Origin of the sequence: Desulfopila inferna, assembly GCF_016919005.1 — a bacterium.
GTDB lineage: Bacteria > Desulfobacterota > Desulfobulbia > Desulfobulbales > Desulfocapsaceae > Desulfopila_A > Desulfopila_A inferna.
Genome location: NZ_JAFFQE010000005.1, coordinates 120,191 through 135,332 on the forward strand (window position 1 = coordinate 120,191; position 15,142 = coordinate 135,332).

The window sequence follows — 15,142 nt, forward strand, 5'->3', positions numbered from 1 at the left end:
TGGCCGGCAACAACCTTATGAAACTGTATGCTTCCATCAGCAAAGAATTTCTTCTTCTCCTGCGGGACAGGGCCGGTATGGTCCTGCTCTTTATCATGCCTGCATTTCTGGTCATTGTCATCACCCTCATTCAGGATAAGGTGACGACAACCACCGTAGAAGTGGTATTTGTCGACAATGACAGAGGGAGAATCGGCAATGAAGTACATAGATTTCTCGCAGAGACCGATGTTATCCAACTGGTTTCACAGCTCAAGGGAGAGGAACTCTCTGCGGAAAAGGCCCGTCGGCTGGTAGCTGCGGGCAGGTATCAGTTTGCCCTGGTGCTGCCCGCAGGACTGAGTGAAATGGCGACGGATACGGCACACCAGAGCGTTGTCAACCAGCTCTTTCCGCAAAAAAAAAGTCCGGTTTCAGAAGTAATACCTGAGATCCAGGTGTGGTTTGACCCAGCCGTTCATGGCAGCTTCCGCTCCGCGGTAAGCTCTGTCCTTGGCCAAGCCATCCAGAGAGTTCAGGCCCAACTACTGGTGGAACACATCTTTTCGATGCTGCCGGAGAAACTGACGGAGACGATGCCGCCGATGATGAAATCGTATGTTCCGCAGGAAAGCCTGCAGGCCAGGGAGCTTCTGCCGCAACTTTTCCAGGACATGCACCTGATACCGGTTGTGGAACAGTTCACCACCGAAATGAACTTTATCAGGCAGCCGACGGCCGTTCAGCAAAATGTACCGGCCTGGGCAATTTTCGGTATTTTCTTTATCTCGGTTCCGCTGGCCGGATCGTTTATTCATGAGCGTCAAACAGGAACCCTGAGCCGCCTGAAGATCCTTCCGGTCAGCTATTGGACTATCATGGCCGGAAAACTGCTGGCCTACGCCTCTATCTGTGTGGTGCAGGTCGCAGTTATCCTCATAGCCGGAATGTACGTGCTTCCCCTGCTAGGAGTTCCTGCTTTTTCACCGGGAGATACGCCCTTCCTGGCCATAGTACTGCTGGTCAGTGTCATCGCTGCCGCCTGCGGCTATGGCATACTGCTGGGCACATTGGGCAGAACCTATGAACAGATCGCTGTTTTTGCACCGGTTTCGATAGTCATAGGGGCTGCCATCGGCGGCATCATGGTTCCGGTCTATGCCCTGCCGGAACTGCTGCGTCCCCTGTGTTACCTGTCCCCGCTTTTCTGGGGGCAAAGCGGCTTTTATGATATCCTGCTGCGCCAGTCCGGATGGTCGGCAATCCTGCCCGAGGTGACTGCCCTGCTGGGCTTTTGCGCGGTAACCAGTCTGGGCTCGTTTATCTCCTCCAGGTACAGGGCCTGAGATGAGTGCAGATGGAATTAAAGCTATGAAAATTCTACTTATTAATCCACCCAACTGCGGTAGATCAATCCCCGAAGAGGAATATGGAATATCCTCTCTTAAGATGATTTTCCGTGGTGAACCTCTGGCACTTGAGGTTCTGGCCGGAAATCTAGATGCCCATGACGTTAAACTCCTCGACCTGAAGGCGGAACCGGATGGCCTGGAGAATCTCCTCGGTGGCGGCTATTCTCCAGAACTTGTCGGTTTCACAGCTGTAACCTGTGAAGCCAACACGGTGCTAAAGCTGGCACATTCAATTAAAAAACAGAGTTTAACCAGCTCTCCGATTATTGTCGTCGGCGGCCATCACGCCTCCTCCGACCCGGAATTTTTTAACAGAGCGGAATTTGATTATGTAGTTGCCGGCCTTGGCAAACTCTCCTTTCACCTCCTTGCCGATGAGCTTGCTTCCGGCAAGAAGAATAGCTCTATCCCCGGTGTGGCCGCTACCAGGCCCGGGAAAAAACTGGACTTCGGCGGAAAGGGTTACTCCCTGTTAGATCTGGTCGATCACAAAGCCCCTCGCTATGAATTGGTAGAAAAGTATCGCCAAAAGTATGTGATGAGTGGTGTCGGCGGCCAGGTGGGTTTTGTCGCCACCGCTTTCGGATGCACCCACAGCTGTTTTTTCTGTTCCATTCCGGCCATGACCGGAGGCAGGTATCTGAGCCATTCGGTCTCCGCCATCGTCAGGGATATCCAGCTTTTACCTGACATTCCCCTGATACGCTTCGTCGATGCCAACACCTTCGGAGATCTTCAATTCTCCAGAATATTAGCCGAAAAGATCCTCCAGCTTGATCTGCAGAAAAAGATAGTTGCCGATATCCGGGCTGATACCGTGGTGCGCAATCCGGAATTGCTGAGGATCTGGCACCGGGCCGGGTTGACTGCGGTCGTCATTGGTTTTGAAGAGATCGATGACGGCCGCCTGCGTGGAATGAACAAAAAATCGAGCCTGGCGGTAAATATCGAGGCCCTGAAGATTCTCGCTGAAATCGGCATTAAGGTAATCGGGGATTTTATCATTTCACCGGACTATACCGCTGAAGATTTCGCGCGGTTGAGCAGGTTCATCGAGGACTCAACCATCAGCCTGCCCATCCCTTCAATTCTGACGCCGATCCCAGGCACGCCTCTTTACCGGAAATGTCGGGAAATCCTTGAAATCAAAGATCTCGACTATTATACATTTTCCAACGCGGTACTGCCGACAGTGCTGCCGAAAAAAGAGTTCTATACCTTGTATTCGCATCTCATGAAAGACCTGCATCAACATATTACCAAGAGCTGAGTATGACTATCTACATCAATGATCTGGCCTCGTTCCTGCCGGGAAAGCCCGTTGACAACGACAATATTGAAGACATCCTGGGAAGAATCAACAATATTCCATCCCGGACCAAGCGGCGCATCCTGGCCAATAATAAAATCATCACCAGGCATTATGCCATTGATCCGCAGAGCGGCAAGCCTACCCATACCAATGCTCAACTTACCGCCGAAGCCGTGAAAAAGCTTAAGCCCTTTATCCCTGAGCACCTCCAATGTCTGTGCAGCGGCACCTCCAGTCCCGACCTGTTGATGCCCGGGCATGCCTTGATGGTGGCCGGTGAACTGCGGCTGCCACCCTGTGATGTCGTCACCACTTCAGGCATCTGCATATCCGGCGTTACCGCCTTGAAGTACGCCTGTATGAATGTAGCCTCAGGTGCCGTTGATAATGCAGTGGCCACGGGTTCGGAGTTGGCCTCATCCTATATGAAAGCCGGTTTTTTCACCACCGAGGCCAATCCCGAGGCGGATCTCAAAAAAAAGCCCATTCTTGGTTTTGATGCCGATTTTCTGCGCTGGATGCTTTCCGACGGTGCCGGTGCAGCCTATGTTTCAGGACAACCCAACCAGACCGGAATGTGTTTCCGGGTTGAATGGATAGAAAACCGCTCTTATGCCGGCGAACTGGATACCTGTATGTATGCCGGTGGCCAGAAGCAGGAAGACGGTGTGGTGACCGGCTGGCGGGAGCAGGGCAACAGCAGCGCTGCCGCTCAGCAAAACTTCTTTGCCGTGCGTCAGGACGTCAAACTTCTCGACCAGCACATTGTCTCGACCGCCATGGCCCGGGCCCTGCCGGAGATCGCCCGGAAAAGAGCTCTCTCTCCAGCCGACGTCGACTGGTATCTGCCCCACTACTCTTCCCATTATTTTCGTGACAGATTTTATCAGGGGATGAAGGCATCCGGTTTTGAAATTCCTTATGAAAAATGGTTTACCAATCTGCCTGAAGTCGGCAATATCGGCAGCGCTTCCATCTATCTTCTTATGGAAGGATTACTGCACTCCGGGAAATTGCAGGAAGGCAATAAGGTGCTCTGCTTCATTCCGGAAAGCGGACGTTTTTCCCACTGCTTCATGCTGTTGACGGCGGTAGCGGGCCAGGGATAGGCAAACAAGACCGGCAACTCAGAAAAACAGACTCCTCCTTGAGAATATTTCTACTTGATCCCTGCCATGAATGAAGCTGACAGGTAAAAAGCTAATTTCATAGGATCACCACATTAAAGAATGACACCCCGGCTATTACCCGCCAATAAATAGCGAGTCTTTAAGCTTCGCTGCTTCCTCTCCATTTCTGAAAGAAATATTTATTCATATCAATAATTTAGTAGGTACACAGAAAAAAAATTCAATGTGAAGTATTGATTTCGCTCATTTTTGTTCTACTATCGAATAGACAGATCTCTCTGTTATCACATTAAAACCGAAGTCTTGATATCACAATTACACCAAATAATGATCAGGAGAAGATTTCTATGAAAAGATCGGTATCTCTATTGCTCTGCATGGCATTTTTCCTTGGCGGCTGCGCTAAGGTTCAGGATTTTGGCAGCAGCGTAAAATACAACATTCAAGGTGAATATTACCTGCAGGAAAAAAAATTTCAGCAGGGAAGTAAAATCTTCAGCGCAGCGATATCGAAAGAACCGCAAAACCCGGAGGCCCATTACTACTATGGCCGTTTTCTTCTGGCTGAAGATAAAACCGACAAGGCCCTGCCCCATTTACAGCAGGCAGTTTCTCTAGATCCAGGCAAAAGTAAATATCACTTCTGGCTGGGAGTGGCACAGGGGGAAATGGGGAAGGTCGAGCTGGAACGCCGGAGCTACAACGAAGCTCTGCTGATTGATCCTAAAAATACTCAGGCTTTGACATACCTGGGCAATAATCTTCTTAAAGCAGGCAAATATGAAGAAGCCCTTGAATATTATGCCAGAACTCTGGAGCTCAACCATTTTAATCCCCAGGCATTATACAATCGTGCAGTTATCCTGAGAAAACAGGGACGGCTCCCAGAGGAAAAGGACGCCTGGCTCAAATATCTGCATGCCTACCCAGCAGGCAGTTTTGCCCGTCGGGCCGCCGATCGACTCAACAGCCTCGGTGACCATAGCTATCGCAATCATAGATTGGGTGTACGCACTGTAACGCTATCAAAGATCGACTTCGTTCCCTTCTCTGACATGCCGTCGTCCCGCACATATCCCTCGCTTAATCTTGTTGGGGCAACGGTTGCCAATATGCCCGAAGGTGTTCTCAATATCATCGTATATCAGCTGAACAACCGCGAACTCGCTCGGAAACGTGCGCTGAACATCGGCAACTATCTGGCAAAACAATTTCCTGATCTTAAAAAGAACAACCGTATCCGGCTAAGCTGGTTTGACGTTCCCGAAAAACGGACGGTACTGAACACCCCTTTGCGCCTTAATGAATCCGTCCGTTTTTTTCTCACCGATTTCAAAAATTCCGATAAAAAAACCGGCAGAAAGTGACCTTTCCTTTCCCCAAACGTATGTACAGGTATAAGCATAAATTAAAACGGCAGAATATGCTCACATTCAGGACCGGATGAATTATTCAGATAAAGAAATTGTTAAAAAGGTTCTGGCTGGGGAGAAACAGCTTTATGAAGTGCTGGTAGAGCGCTATCAACGTCAGATATACAACCTTATGTTCAGATACGCCCATAATAACGAAGAAGCAGCCGACCTGAGCCAGGACGTATTTGTGCGTGCATTCGACAAATTACATTTGTTTCGAAGCGATATGGCATTTTTTTCCTGGCTCTATCGCCTGGCCGTTAATCTGGCGAGTGACTGGAGCCGTAAGAATTGGAAACAGCACGCAAAATTGCACATCCTTCAGCATGAAGCACTCCAGGAACACACAGGCGAGGATACCTGCACCCGCATGGAAAACAAGGAGGAGCATCGTCAGGTTGAGGATGCCCTGCAGGAACTTGCCGACCATACCAGAGAGACTCTCATATTGCGTTATCGGCATGGGTGTTCGATACGTGATATTGCCGATGCCCTCAATCTTTCAGAAAGCGCGGTAAAAATGCGAATCAAACGAGGGCTTGCGCAGCTTCGTGCAATTCTTTCAAGCAATCAGAATTGATGATTATGAGCGATAAGATGAAAGACGAAAAAATGATAGAGGATCTGCTTCGGTGCTCGGTGGAACAGGATGCACCGCTCGGGCTGAAAAGGGAAATCATGAAGCGGATTGACAAGCGAAAGCCCCGACTGCGCCGAAGGCTGGCAGAGTGGTTCATGACCCCGCTTAATCTGCGGTTTTCACCGGCCGGAGCACTCCTTGCCGCGGTAATTGTGTCGGCAGCTTTTCTGGGTGGCATTATGGTGGAGCGCAATACTGCAAATACTGCCCACCAGGCCGACGGCATAGCCCGATATGCCGATGATGCCCACGCCAACTACCGTGTGGGCAGAAGTCTGCTTGCCGAAAATCAGCAGGAAGAAGCCCTTCGTTTTTTTCGCAAAGCTGTTGAACTTAATCCGCAGAACCCGGAATATGTCCACTGGCAGGGTGTCGCCTATTGGGCCCTGGACAACCGGGAACTGGAGAGACAAAGCTATTTTCAGACAGTACGGGACCATCCTGATTTCCTGCCCTCACTACTGAACCTTGGCCACAGTTACCTTGAGAGCGGCAACTTCCAGGCCGCTCTGCAGCAGTACCAGCAGGTATTGAGAATAGATCCGGATGTTCCGGAAGCACTTTATAACTCTGCACTTGCTTATCGCAAACTTAATAACGAAGCTCTGCAAATACAGGCATTCAAACGCTATCTGGCAACATTCCGCACCGGTAAGTGGGCCCACCGGGCAGTGGAACATTTGCATCAGCTTGGAGATTACAGCTACCGCAGCTATAGAATTGGCATTCACCGGATTATTCTCGCTATTCCAGGTCTTCTTCAGACAGATTCATCCCCTATGAACCAGGAGGTGGAATATCTGGCCGGTGTTGTGCGCAGAATGACCGGAGAGGAACTGCATATTATTGCCTATAACAAAGACGACAAAAACCAAGCAAGAGAGTCAGCGCTCAACCTGCAACGCTTGCTGTTGGATCGGCTTGATTCCGAACATGCCGATCTCATCAGGCTGAGCTGGTTCGATGCCCCAGAAACAATTACCACAGAAAACGGAGAAAACCTGCAGTTATCACCCAGTATATTAATCTTTTCAAACCCCATAATTTCTGAAAACAGGAGAAACACCACATGAAAAAGCCACAAGGATCCCGCAAGAGAACAATTGAAATGCTGCTCTTGGGACTGACAGCAGTTGCATTTTCAGCTGCAACGGTTATTGCCGACGAAATGACGGACAACCAGGAAAGCTACTATGAGAATCCTGCTCAGGCGGCTCATGCATCGCAGCTTGCCGATGAAGCTGCACTGAGTGATGAAAATGTGCAGCAGGCATTTGATGACTACCAGGACGCGCTCGATGCGCTGGGAGAAGCGCCAACCGATGAAGATCTCGCTGAAGTGCAGGCGCTTGAAGAAGCCTATCAGGAGACACTCTCCGCGGCAACCGGTGTTATAGGAGATGATATCGAGGCCATGCGGGACTCCGGAATGGGCTGGGGCGATATCGCCAATGAACTGGGAGTTCATCCGTCTACCCTTGGCCTCGGCCATAGAAAAGGCCGAAAAGATTTTTCCGAACAGGAATTCGCTGAAGCCACAGCCCGCGACACCAGGAACGGATTGGCCAAAGGGCATGGCCTCGGCGTACATACCGGCGTCAGCAGTTCTCATAAAGGATCAGGCATAGGTCGGGGAAGAGGCCTGGGCAAATCGGCAGGTGGTATTTCCGGCGCTGCTGGTCTCGGCAGTAGTAAAGACGGAGCTTCAGCAAGAGGCAAAGGAGGACCGGGAAACAGCGGCGGGTCTGGAAATGCAAGCAGCAACAGTAATGCGGGCGGAAACAAAGGCGGCAACAGCGGTAATGCCGGCGGCAACAGCGGTAGCAATGCAGGCGGTAATGGCGGCGGCAATGCCGGTGGAAACAGCGGTGGTAACAGCGGCGGCAACGGCGGCGGCAATGGCGGCGGTAACGGAAGAAATTAACAAAAAATTTTATAAGCTACCAACCTGAGAGCCTCCCCTCTCTCCTCCAGCTCTGCACCAATATCCTCAAGGGTGTGGAGCTGGTTTCCCTTCATGAATGACATTTCTCCTATTTTTTCGAAACGTTATGATTTCTTATTCCTGGTGCCCCGGAATGTAATCCTCGGACAAGCTGGTTCCTGATATATTAGTTAATAACCGGCTTTATTATGTCGCGGCGTAATGGAGCGGGAATGTCGCTGTCGTTTTTTAGGGTCTAAGAGGGAGGCCAAAGGTAAAATAAGCTGCTCAGCCGGTGAGTCGCACGAACCGGCTGAGCTCAATTTGCGCAGGACCGGCAGAACCGGCTGCTAAATCTTGACAAGGTAAAAAGTCACCGGAGTTGCCGAGATGGACTTTGCGATAGGCACAGACTCCGGAAACTAGATTTTTTTTACGAATCCATCAATCTTCTTCTGGTGAGGTAATGGGGGGCATCATCAGGGGAAGCGACATCCCTTCTTCATTGGATTGATAGATGACTCTCTGCTCACCCACGGCAACAAAGGTATAGCCTCCCCCGGTTATTCCGGTTAAATTGTCGGTTATGTCCGCATCAGCCTCGGTCCATTCGGTGCCGTCGGTGGAATACAGAATAACGCCGCTATCACCGACTATGACAAAATACCCTTGAAAATAATGAATATCGGTAAGATTCTCGGGGACCCCCGTAGTGCCCTCACTCCATGTTTCGCCATCGCTGCTGGTCAGAATCATACCGCCAGGGCCTGTTGCGATGAACATGCCATTGCCATAGGATACTGCTGTCAGATCGTCAGCAGTTCCGGAAGTTCTGCTTGTCCAGTCGGTGCCGTCAGGAGAGGTGTATATTTCTCCTGCAACTCCGACAGCGACAAATAGATCCGCACCATATACAATTCCTCTGATCCAGACAGAAGGATCGAGTGGTGGGTCAGCTTCTATCCAATTAGTTGCATCGGTTGAGTGGACTATTATCCCAGATTCTCCCCCCGCCACAAAAGTTCCATTCCCATAGGCGGCAGCCGATAAGGTTGAGGTGGTCACTCCGGATTCCTGAGGTTCCCAGGTTGAGCCATCTGAAGATGTCAGAATTTCTCCTGCACTCCCGGTCACAACAAACAGTCCCGCTCCATAGGTTGCCCCGAGTAATGAAGCCGCAGATATCGAGTCTGGGGTTATTTCAGTCCAGTTTGCACCGTCGGCAGATCTCCAGATTGTTCCACCATCTCCGATTGCTACAAAAACACCATCGCCGTAAACCACATCTTCAAAATTTCCACTCCCCGCCTCATTACGCAAATGCCAGGTTTCCAGATCAATACTTTTACAGCGTCCCTCAGTCGCAAGGCCAAAAATTAAAACCATGAAAAAAATTGAAGTAATTCTGCTCATAGCATGTCTCCTTTTTTCTATTGTATTTTCATTGAATAGTTGGAGTGCACTTCAGCTTTTCCCGCGCCGTTTTACTTACATTTGATCTTGTTGATGGGTGAAGAATGGGTTCGCTTTGTTGAGAACCTATTAATAGCGTATCTTGTCCCTGCCGCTTTTTCCAGATATTTCCAAGGACGCCTTAAAGTACGCCTGGTTCGTCGCTGAGGATTTCTGAAGATGTATGAGTGAATGATCAGGAAATATTCCGATTTTTCAAAATTACCTTTTTGGCTCCGGGTTGAGTCCATGGCAGCACAAAATCCCGCTGCTTGACTATCCACCTGCTTTTGGCTTACCATTAACTATCATACTTATTACTTTCTTTTTAATACATCTTCTGTCTTCATTCAGGCTAAACGCGCAGAAGTTGGATTCTTTTTGCAGGCTTGTCACCATTTTTGTACTACTCATGTTGAACTAAAAGACAAAGAGAGGTGCGAACGTGCTTTGGCCTTCAATCGAAAAAAAGCCGCATTCGTTCACCAAGCCCCCGAATCTCTCCGATTATGCCTCCACAGTAGCCTCGTTTTCGTGGGACACCATCCGCGCCGAGTTTCAGGGTCTTCCTGAGAGCAGAGGATTTAACATCGCCCATGAAGCAGTCGACCGTCATGCCGGTGGAGACCTTGGCGATCATGTGGCCCTGCTATGGCTCGGCAGCAGCGGAACCTCCCGCACCTTTACCTATAGCGAGCTTAAAGCACAGAGCAACCGCTTTGCCAATATTCTCCTGGACCTGGGCATCGGCAAAGGGGACACCGCCTTTGTACTGGCCGGCCGAATTCCTGAATTATATATTGCAGCGTTGGGGATTCTTAAAAACACCAGTGTATTCTGCCCCCTCTTCTCAGCATTCGGGCCGGAACCTGTTTTTCAGAGGCTCAGCAGAGGGGATGCCAAAATTCTGCTGACCACTGAGCACTACTACCGAAGAAAGGTTAGTCAGCTGATCGACAAGCTCCCGCTTCTCCAATATGTGCTCCTGACAGATATCGAGGATCACCAGGATGACCGCCTCAGGTCGCTGCCCAGGCTCATGGCAGAGGCGTCCGAGACCTACGACATTCCCTCTACAGACCCCGAGGATATAGCCCTTCTTCACTTCACCAGCGGTACCACCGGGATGCCCAAAGGCGCGCTCCACGCACACAGCGCCGCTCTCACTCACTACATGACCGGCAAATATGTCATGGATTTTCATAAGGACGATGTCTTCTGGTGCACGGCCGATCCGGGTTGGGTGACCGGAACGTCTTACGGCATAATCTCGCCGCTGCTGCATGGAATTACTAACATCGTCGATGAAGCCGAATTCGACCCCATGCGCTGGTGTGACATCCTGGCCTCCCGGAAGGTGAGTGTCTGGTATACTGCGCCCACGGCCATTCGCAGGTTCATGCGCCTTGGCATAGAACCGGTAAAAACCTACGACCTGAGTAACCTGCGCCTCATTCACAGCGTCGGCGAGCCGCTCAACCCGGAGGCCGTGGTCTGGGGAATGGAGGCGATGGGGCTGCCGATCCACGACAATTGGTGGCAGACGGAGACCGGCGGTATCATGATTGCCAATTTCCCGGCAATGGAGATCCGTCCCGGCTCCATGGGACGTCCGCTTCCCGGCATCGAGGCGGCTGTTGTCCGGCACGCCGAGGGCGATGCTGTCGAGGTGGTGGAGGAAGCGGGCATCGAGGGGGACCTCGCGCTCCGGCCGGGATGGCCGTCGATGTTTCGCGGTTATCTGCATGACGAAGAGCGCTACCGCAAGTGCTTCGCCGGAGGCTGGTATTTAACCGGGGACCTGGCCAAACGCGATGCGGATGGATATTTCTGGTTCGTGGGCCGGGCCGATGACATCATCAAAACCTCAGGGCACATGGTTAGTCCATTCGAAGTCGAGAGTACGCTCATGGAACACCCCACCGTTGCCGAAGTTGGAGTTATCGGCAAACCGGACCCCCTTATCGGCGAAATCGTCAAGGCATTCGTGGCCCTCAAGCCCGATATCGAGCCCAGTGATGCTTTGCACCTCGAACTCATCGGCTTCGCCCGTCAAAGACTAGGCTCGGCAGTGGCCCCTAAAGAGATTGAATTCAAGCTGGACCTTCCTAAAAACAAGGCCGGCAAAATTATGCGCCGACTGCTCAAGGCCCGGGAGCTGGGTCTTCCCGAAGGCGACCTATCAACTCTGGAGAATCCGGAATGAGCACCCAAAAAACCGCCGGGGCTGAAGAAAAGGCAGCCCCAATGGAGCGAAAACACGCATTGCATCTGCTGCGCGCCATGATTCGTATCCGTCGTCTCGAGGAAAAATGTGCCGAACTCTACAGCGCTATGAAGATACGGGGATTTCTGCATCTCTATGACGGCGAAGAGGCGGTGGCCGTCGGCGTCATGGAAGCACTGACCAGCCAGGACGCCATAGTAGCCACCTATCGCGAGCATGGCCATGCGCTCACCAGGGGTATTACCGCCGCAGCTATCCTGGCTGAAATGTACGGCAAACAGGAAGGTTGCAGCCGGGGCCGCGGTGGGTCAATGCATCTATTCGATGCTGAAAAGAGATTCTATGGAGGTAACGCCATCGTCGGCGGCGGACTGCCTTTAGCCGTCGGCCTGGCCCTGGCCGACAAGATGCAGCAGAGACTTCAGCTGACCTGCTGCTTTTTCGGCGATGGCGCCGTCGCCGAGGGTGAATTCCATGAAAGCATGAACCTGGCGTCTCTATGGCAACTGCCGGTGCTGTTTGTGTGTGAAAACAACCTCTATGCCATGGGTACGGCACTGAAATATACCGAGGCCTTCACAGATCTAGCCGGCAAGGCCAAAAGCTATGACGTGGGTTCAGCGGCTGTGGATGGTATGGATGTGCAGGCAGTTGAAAGTGCAGCAAAAAACGCTGCCGAAATAATTCACGCCACCAAGAAACCTTTTTTCCTGGAATGCCGCACCTATCGCTTCCGGGCACACTCGATGTATGATCCCGAACTCTATCGCCCTAAAACGGAAGTCGAAGAGTGGAAAAAACGATGTCCGATCGCAACATTCACCCGGAAGATGAAAGATCAGCAGATTATAAACGAGGGCGACATCGTCGAACTCGAAGCCGAGGTGAGCCGCGAAATTGAGGAGGCCGTGGCCTTTGCTGAAGCCTGCACCTGGGAACCCCTCGAAGATTTGACCCGCTTCGTCTATTCGGAACGGAGAATATCATGAGCGACAGCGAGCAGAACCGGTCCAGACAGACCACCTACCGCGAAGCCGTGCGCGAAGCCATTCGTGAAGCCATGCAAAAAGATGAACGGGTTTTCCTGATGGGAGAGGATGTTGGCCGTTATGGAGGATGTTTTGCGGTCAGCAAAGGATTGCTTGAGACATTTGGTCCCGAAAGAATACGTGACACTCCTCTCTCAGAATCGGGATTTGTGGGGGCAGGCATAGGTGCGGCTCTAGGCGGCATGCGTCCAATAGTAGAAATCATGACGGTTAATTTCAGTCTGCTGGCCGCCGATCAGATCATCAATAACGCCGCCGTCCTTCTGTACATGTCCGGAGGCCAGTTCAATGTCCCTATCGTCATCCGCATAGCAACCGGTGGCGGCCGTCAGCTGGCTGCACAGCACTCCCGCTCACTCGAAGGCTGGTATGCTCATATTCCCGGGATCAAAATAGTTTGCCCCGCTACCATCGAGGATGCCCGCGGCATGCTCTGGACGGCGCTGCAGGATCCGGACCCGGTAATGGTTTTCGAAAATGCCGGACTCTACAACATGGAAGGATCACTGGCCCCCGATGCCGGTGCGGTCGATATCGACCAGGCTCGGGTGCTCAGGGCAGGAACAGACATCACCATCATCAGTTATTCCGCGAGCCTCCACAAATCCCTGGATGCCGCTGAAATTCTTGCCAAACAAGGCATTAACGCAGAAGTCATCGACTTGCGCACCTTGCGTCCCCTCGATGAAGGGACCTTTCTGACCTCGATCGCCAAAACCCATCGGGCCCTCATTGTCGATGAGGGGTGGCGCAGCGGCGGCATTTCTGCGGAGATCATCTCACGCATTATGGAAAAAGGTTTCTACGATCTCGATGCTCCCGTCGCACGCCTTTGCAGTGAAGAAGTTCCCATGCCCTATGCCGCCCATCTGGAGAAAGCCGCGCTGCCGCAGAAGGATGCAATCGTCAACCTTGCCCGCAAAATGGTGGACGCCCATGGCTGAATTTCGCATGCCCAGTTTAGGCTCCGACATGCAGGCGGGTACGCTTATCGAGTGGCTGGTAAAGCCAGGTGATTCAGTGAGGCGAAGAGATGTCGTCGCTGTCGTGGATACCGAAAAAGCCGCGATAGAGATCGAGGTCTACGAAGACGGGTTTATCGAATCACTTCTTGTTGAACCTGGACAAAAGGTTCCTGTAGGCACGGTTATGGCCGTCATAAAAACAGAAGAAGCCGAAGAGTCGAAGGAGCCGCCGAAGAAAACGCCGGCCCAGGAAACTCCTCCGCCATCTCCGAAGCCCGAAGGTGAGTCCGAGCCGCTGCCTGAACCTGAGAATGAACCCTTCCAACCCTCTTTTAGGACCTCTGCACCAGAACGGCTCAAAGTCTCTCCATACGCACGCAAACTTGCCGCGGGCCGCGGAGTTGACCTGAGTACGCTTAAAGGAACCGGTCCTGAAGGCGCCATACGCGCCTCTGATATCGAGCAAGCCGCGGCAGCACCACCAATACCACCACAGCCGACAACCCCGTTCCCTGAAAAGGCAGGTGCCGGAGATCATCAAACAAGCATGCGTCGGGCAATCGCCAACGCCATGGCACGCTCCAAAAGGGAGATCCCCCACTATTACCTGCAGACCCGTATCGACATGAGCCGTACCCTGCTCCGGCTGACCTCGGAAAATGAGAAGCGTCCGATAAAGGACAGAATTCTGCCGGTTGTTCCGCTCATCAGGGCGGTGGCCCTGGCCCTGACGGATTTCCCGGAATTCAACGGTTACTGGATCGATGACCGGCATCAGACCGCCGAAGCTATCAATATCGGTTTCGTCATCTCTTTGCGCCGGGGGGGGATAGTTGCACCGGCTATCCTCAACGCCGATGAAATGACTGGCGATGAACTCATGGCGGCGCTGCGGGATCTTATCCGACGCGCCCGATCCGGTGGGCTGCGCAGCTCCGAGGTGACCGATGCCACCATCACTGTCACCAGCCTGGGGGAACTCGGGGTCGAAACTGTTTACGGGATCATCTATCCGCCCCAGCTAGCCCTGGTCGGGTTCGGCAAAACCATGGAGCAGCCATGGGCCGAAAACGGTATGCTCGGGGTGAGGCCGGTCCTGACTGCAACCCTTGCGGCTGACCATCGCGCCACCGACGGCCATCGCGGCGCCAAGTTCCTGGATGCCATAAACCGCTATCTGCAGGAGACCCCGGAATTATGAACGAGAATGAAATCAAGAATATTATATTCGGGATTCTCAAACGAATCGCCCCCGAATCCGATCCCGGTACCCTGGGGCCGGATGAGAACATCAGGGAAGCACTCGATATTGATTCTTTCGATGCCCTGAATTTCTTTGTCCGCATCGATGAGGAACTCGGAGTCAGCGTTCCAGAGGCGGATTACGGCAAGCTCAACACCCTGGCGGAAATGATCGACTACCTCGGTCAGCGGAAAGGTTGATCCTGGAGTAAGGTGCTAAAGGTATACGCAAATGGATGGCCGCCATCCTGGAGATGGCATCATTGCGCCGGGTTGTTCTCCCTTGCATTGCTCCTGGAGTCCTTCGTCTGAAAGACGGCATGGAATATGAGCTCTCCCTGCGGCATCATTATCAATTCCTCTTCGTCCCCTTGCCGCCTCGCCGTTGCTCACCA

13 protein-coding genes are annotated in these 15,142 nt (G+C 52.2%); 12 read left to right on the plus strand and 1 reads right to left on the minus strand.

The window, feature by feature from the left end; all coding sequences use genetic code 11:
- Positions 1–17 precede the first annotated feature (17 nt).
- From JWG88_RS13550 to JWG88_RS13580, 7 genes are all read left to right on the plus strand, one after another.
- The gene (locus tag JWG88_RS13550) at positions 18–1,325 is read left to right on the plus strand and encodes an ABC transporter permease (protein ID WP_205234327.1); all 1,308 of its coding nucleotides are present in this window, start codon (positions 18–20) and stop codon (positions 1,323–1,325) included.
- A gap of 25 nt (positions 1,326–1,350) precedes the next feature.
- Complete coding sequence (locus JWG88_RS13555; protein WP_205234328.1) at positions 1,351–2,661, plus strand: B12-binding domain-containing radical SAM protein; 1,311 nt, start codon at positions 1,351–1,353, stop codon at positions 2,659–2,661.
- Between the two features lie 2 nt (positions 2,662–2,663).
- Complete coding sequence (locus JWG88_RS13560) at positions 2,664–3,812, plus strand: beta-ketoacyl-ACP synthase III (RefSeq protein WP_205234329.1); 1,149 nt, start codon at positions 2,664–2,666, stop codon at positions 3,810–3,812.
- A 368-nt stretch (positions 3,813–4,180) separates the two neighbouring features.
- A complete protein-coding gene (locus JWG88_RS13565; protein ID WP_205234330.1) occupies positions 4,181–5,200 on the plus strand; it encodes a tetratricopeptide repeat protein in 1,020 nt (339 codons plus the stop codon).
- Between the two features lie 76 nt (positions 5,201–5,276).
- Complete coding sequence (locus tag JWG88_RS13570; protein ID WP_205234331.1) at positions 5,277–5,828, plus strand: RNA polymerase sigma factor; 552 nt, start codon at positions 5,277–5,279, stop codon at positions 5,826–5,828.
- Positions 5,829–5,845: 17 nt separating this feature from the next.
- Complete coding sequence (locus JWG88_RS13575) at positions 5,846–6,961, plus strand: tetratricopeptide repeat protein (RefSeq protein WP_205234332.1); 1,116 nt, start codon at positions 5,846–5,848, stop codon at positions 6,959–6,961.
- Positions 6,958–7,812 carry a hypothetical protein gene (locus tag JWG88_RS13580; RefSeq protein WP_205234333.1) on the plus strand — a complete coding sequence of 285 codons (855 nt, stop codon included), beginning with the start codon at positions 6,958–6,960 and terminating at the stop codon, positions 7,810–7,812. Before JWG88_RS13575 ends, JWG88_RS13580 begins: the two co-directional genes overlap by 4 nt.
- A gap of 444 nt (positions 7,813–8,256) precedes the next feature.
- Here the strand turns inward: JWG88_RS13580 and JWG88_RS13585 are convergent, their stop codons facing one another.
- Positions 8,257–9,225, minus strand: a complete 969-nt coding sequence (locus JWG88_RS13585) for a cell wall-binding protein (RefSeq protein ID WP_205234334.1) — start codon at positions 9,223–9,225, stop codon at positions 8,257–8,259.
- 484 nt (positions 9,226–9,709) lie between these two features.
- On the opposite strand from JWG88_RS13585, the gene acsA reads away from it, so the two are divergent.
- The 5 genes from acsA to JWG88_RS13610 are packed head-to-tail and all read left to right on the plus strand — an operon-like array spanning position 9,710 to position 14,948.
- Positions 9,710–11,470, plus strand: coding sequence for an acetate--CoA ligase (gene acsA, locus JWG88_RS13590; protein ID WP_205234335.1), 1,761 nt, complete (start codon positions 9,710–9,712; stop codon positions 11,468–11,470).
- Positions 11,467–12,480 carry a pyruvate dehydrogenase (acetyl-transferring) E1 component subunit alpha gene (pdhA, locus tag JWG88_RS13595; protein ID WP_205234336.1) on the plus strand — a complete coding sequence of 338 codons (1,014 nt, stop codon included), beginning with the start codon at positions 11,467–11,469 and terminating at the stop codon, positions 12,478–12,480. The genes acsA and pdhA overlap by 4 nt, the downstream gene beginning before the upstream one ends.
- Positions 12,477–13,484, plus strand: a complete 1,008-nt coding sequence (locus JWG88_RS13600) for an alpha-ketoacid dehydrogenase subunit beta (RefSeq protein WP_205234337.1) — start codon at positions 12,477–12,479, stop codon at positions 13,482–13,484. Before pdhA ends, JWG88_RS13600 begins: the two co-directional genes overlap by 4 nt.
- Positions 13,477–14,706, plus strand: a complete 1,230-nt coding sequence (locus tag JWG88_RS13605) for a dihydrolipoamide acetyltransferase family protein (protein ID WP_205234338.1) — start codon at positions 13,477–13,479, stop codon at positions 14,704–14,706. Before JWG88_RS13600 ends, JWG88_RS13605 begins: the two co-directional genes overlap by 8 nt.
- Entirely contained in the window at positions 14,703–14,948 is a 246-nt protein-coding gene (locus JWG88_RS13610; RefSeq protein ID WP_205234339.1) for an acyl carrier protein, read from the plus strand. The genes JWG88_RS13605 and JWG88_RS13610 overlap by 4 nt, the downstream gene beginning before the upstream one ends.
- The last annotated feature ends 194 nt before the right edge of the window (positions 14,949–15,142 follow it).

Coding starts and splice junctions, on each gene's coding strand:
- pdhA (WP_205234336.1), top strand. CDS start 11,467: ATGAGCACCCAAAAAACCGCCGGGGCTGAAGAAAAGGCAGCCCCAATG.
- JWG88_RS13570 (WP_205234331.1), top strand. CDS start 5,277: ATGAATTATTCAGATAAAGAAATTGTTAAAAAGGTTCTGGCTGGGGAG.
- JWG88_RS13550 (WP_205234327.1), top strand. CDS start 18: ATGAAACTGTATGCTTCCATCAGCAAAGAATTTCTTCTTCTCCTGCGG.
- JWG88_RS13565 (WP_205234330.1), top strand. CDS start 4,181: ATGAAAAGATCGGTATCTCTATTGCTCTGCATGGCATTTTTCCTTGGC.
- JWG88_RS13600 (WP_205234337.1), top strand. CDS start 12,477: ATGAGCGACAGCGAGCAGAACCGGTCCAGACAGACCACCTACCGCGAA.
- JWG88_RS13575 (WP_205234332.1), top strand. CDS start 5,846: ATGAAAGACGAAAAAATGATAGAGGATCTGCTTCGGTGCTCGGTGGAA.
- JWG88_RS13560 (WP_205234329.1), top strand. CDS start 2,664: ATGACTATCTACATCAATGATCTGGCCTCGTTCCTGCCGGGAAAGCCC.
- JWG88_RS13555 (WP_205234328.1), top strand. CDS start 1,351: ATGAAAATTCTACTTATTAATCCACCCAACTGCGGTAGATCAATCCCC.
- JWG88_RS13605 (WP_205234338.1), top strand. CDS start 13,477: ATGGCTGAATTTCGCATGCCCAGTTTAGGCTCCGACATGCAGGCGGGT.
- JWG88_RS13610 (WP_205234339.1), top strand. CDS start 14,703: ATGAACGAGAATGAAATCAAGAATATTATATTCGGGATTCTCAAACGA.
- JWG88_RS13585 (WP_205234334.1), bottom strand. CDS start 9,225: ATGAGCAGAATTACTTCAATTTTTTTCATGGTTTTAATTTTTGGCCTT.
- JWG88_RS13580 (WP_205234333.1), top strand. CDS start 6,958: ATGAAAAAGCCACAAGGATCCCGCAAGAGAACAATTGAAATGCTGCTC.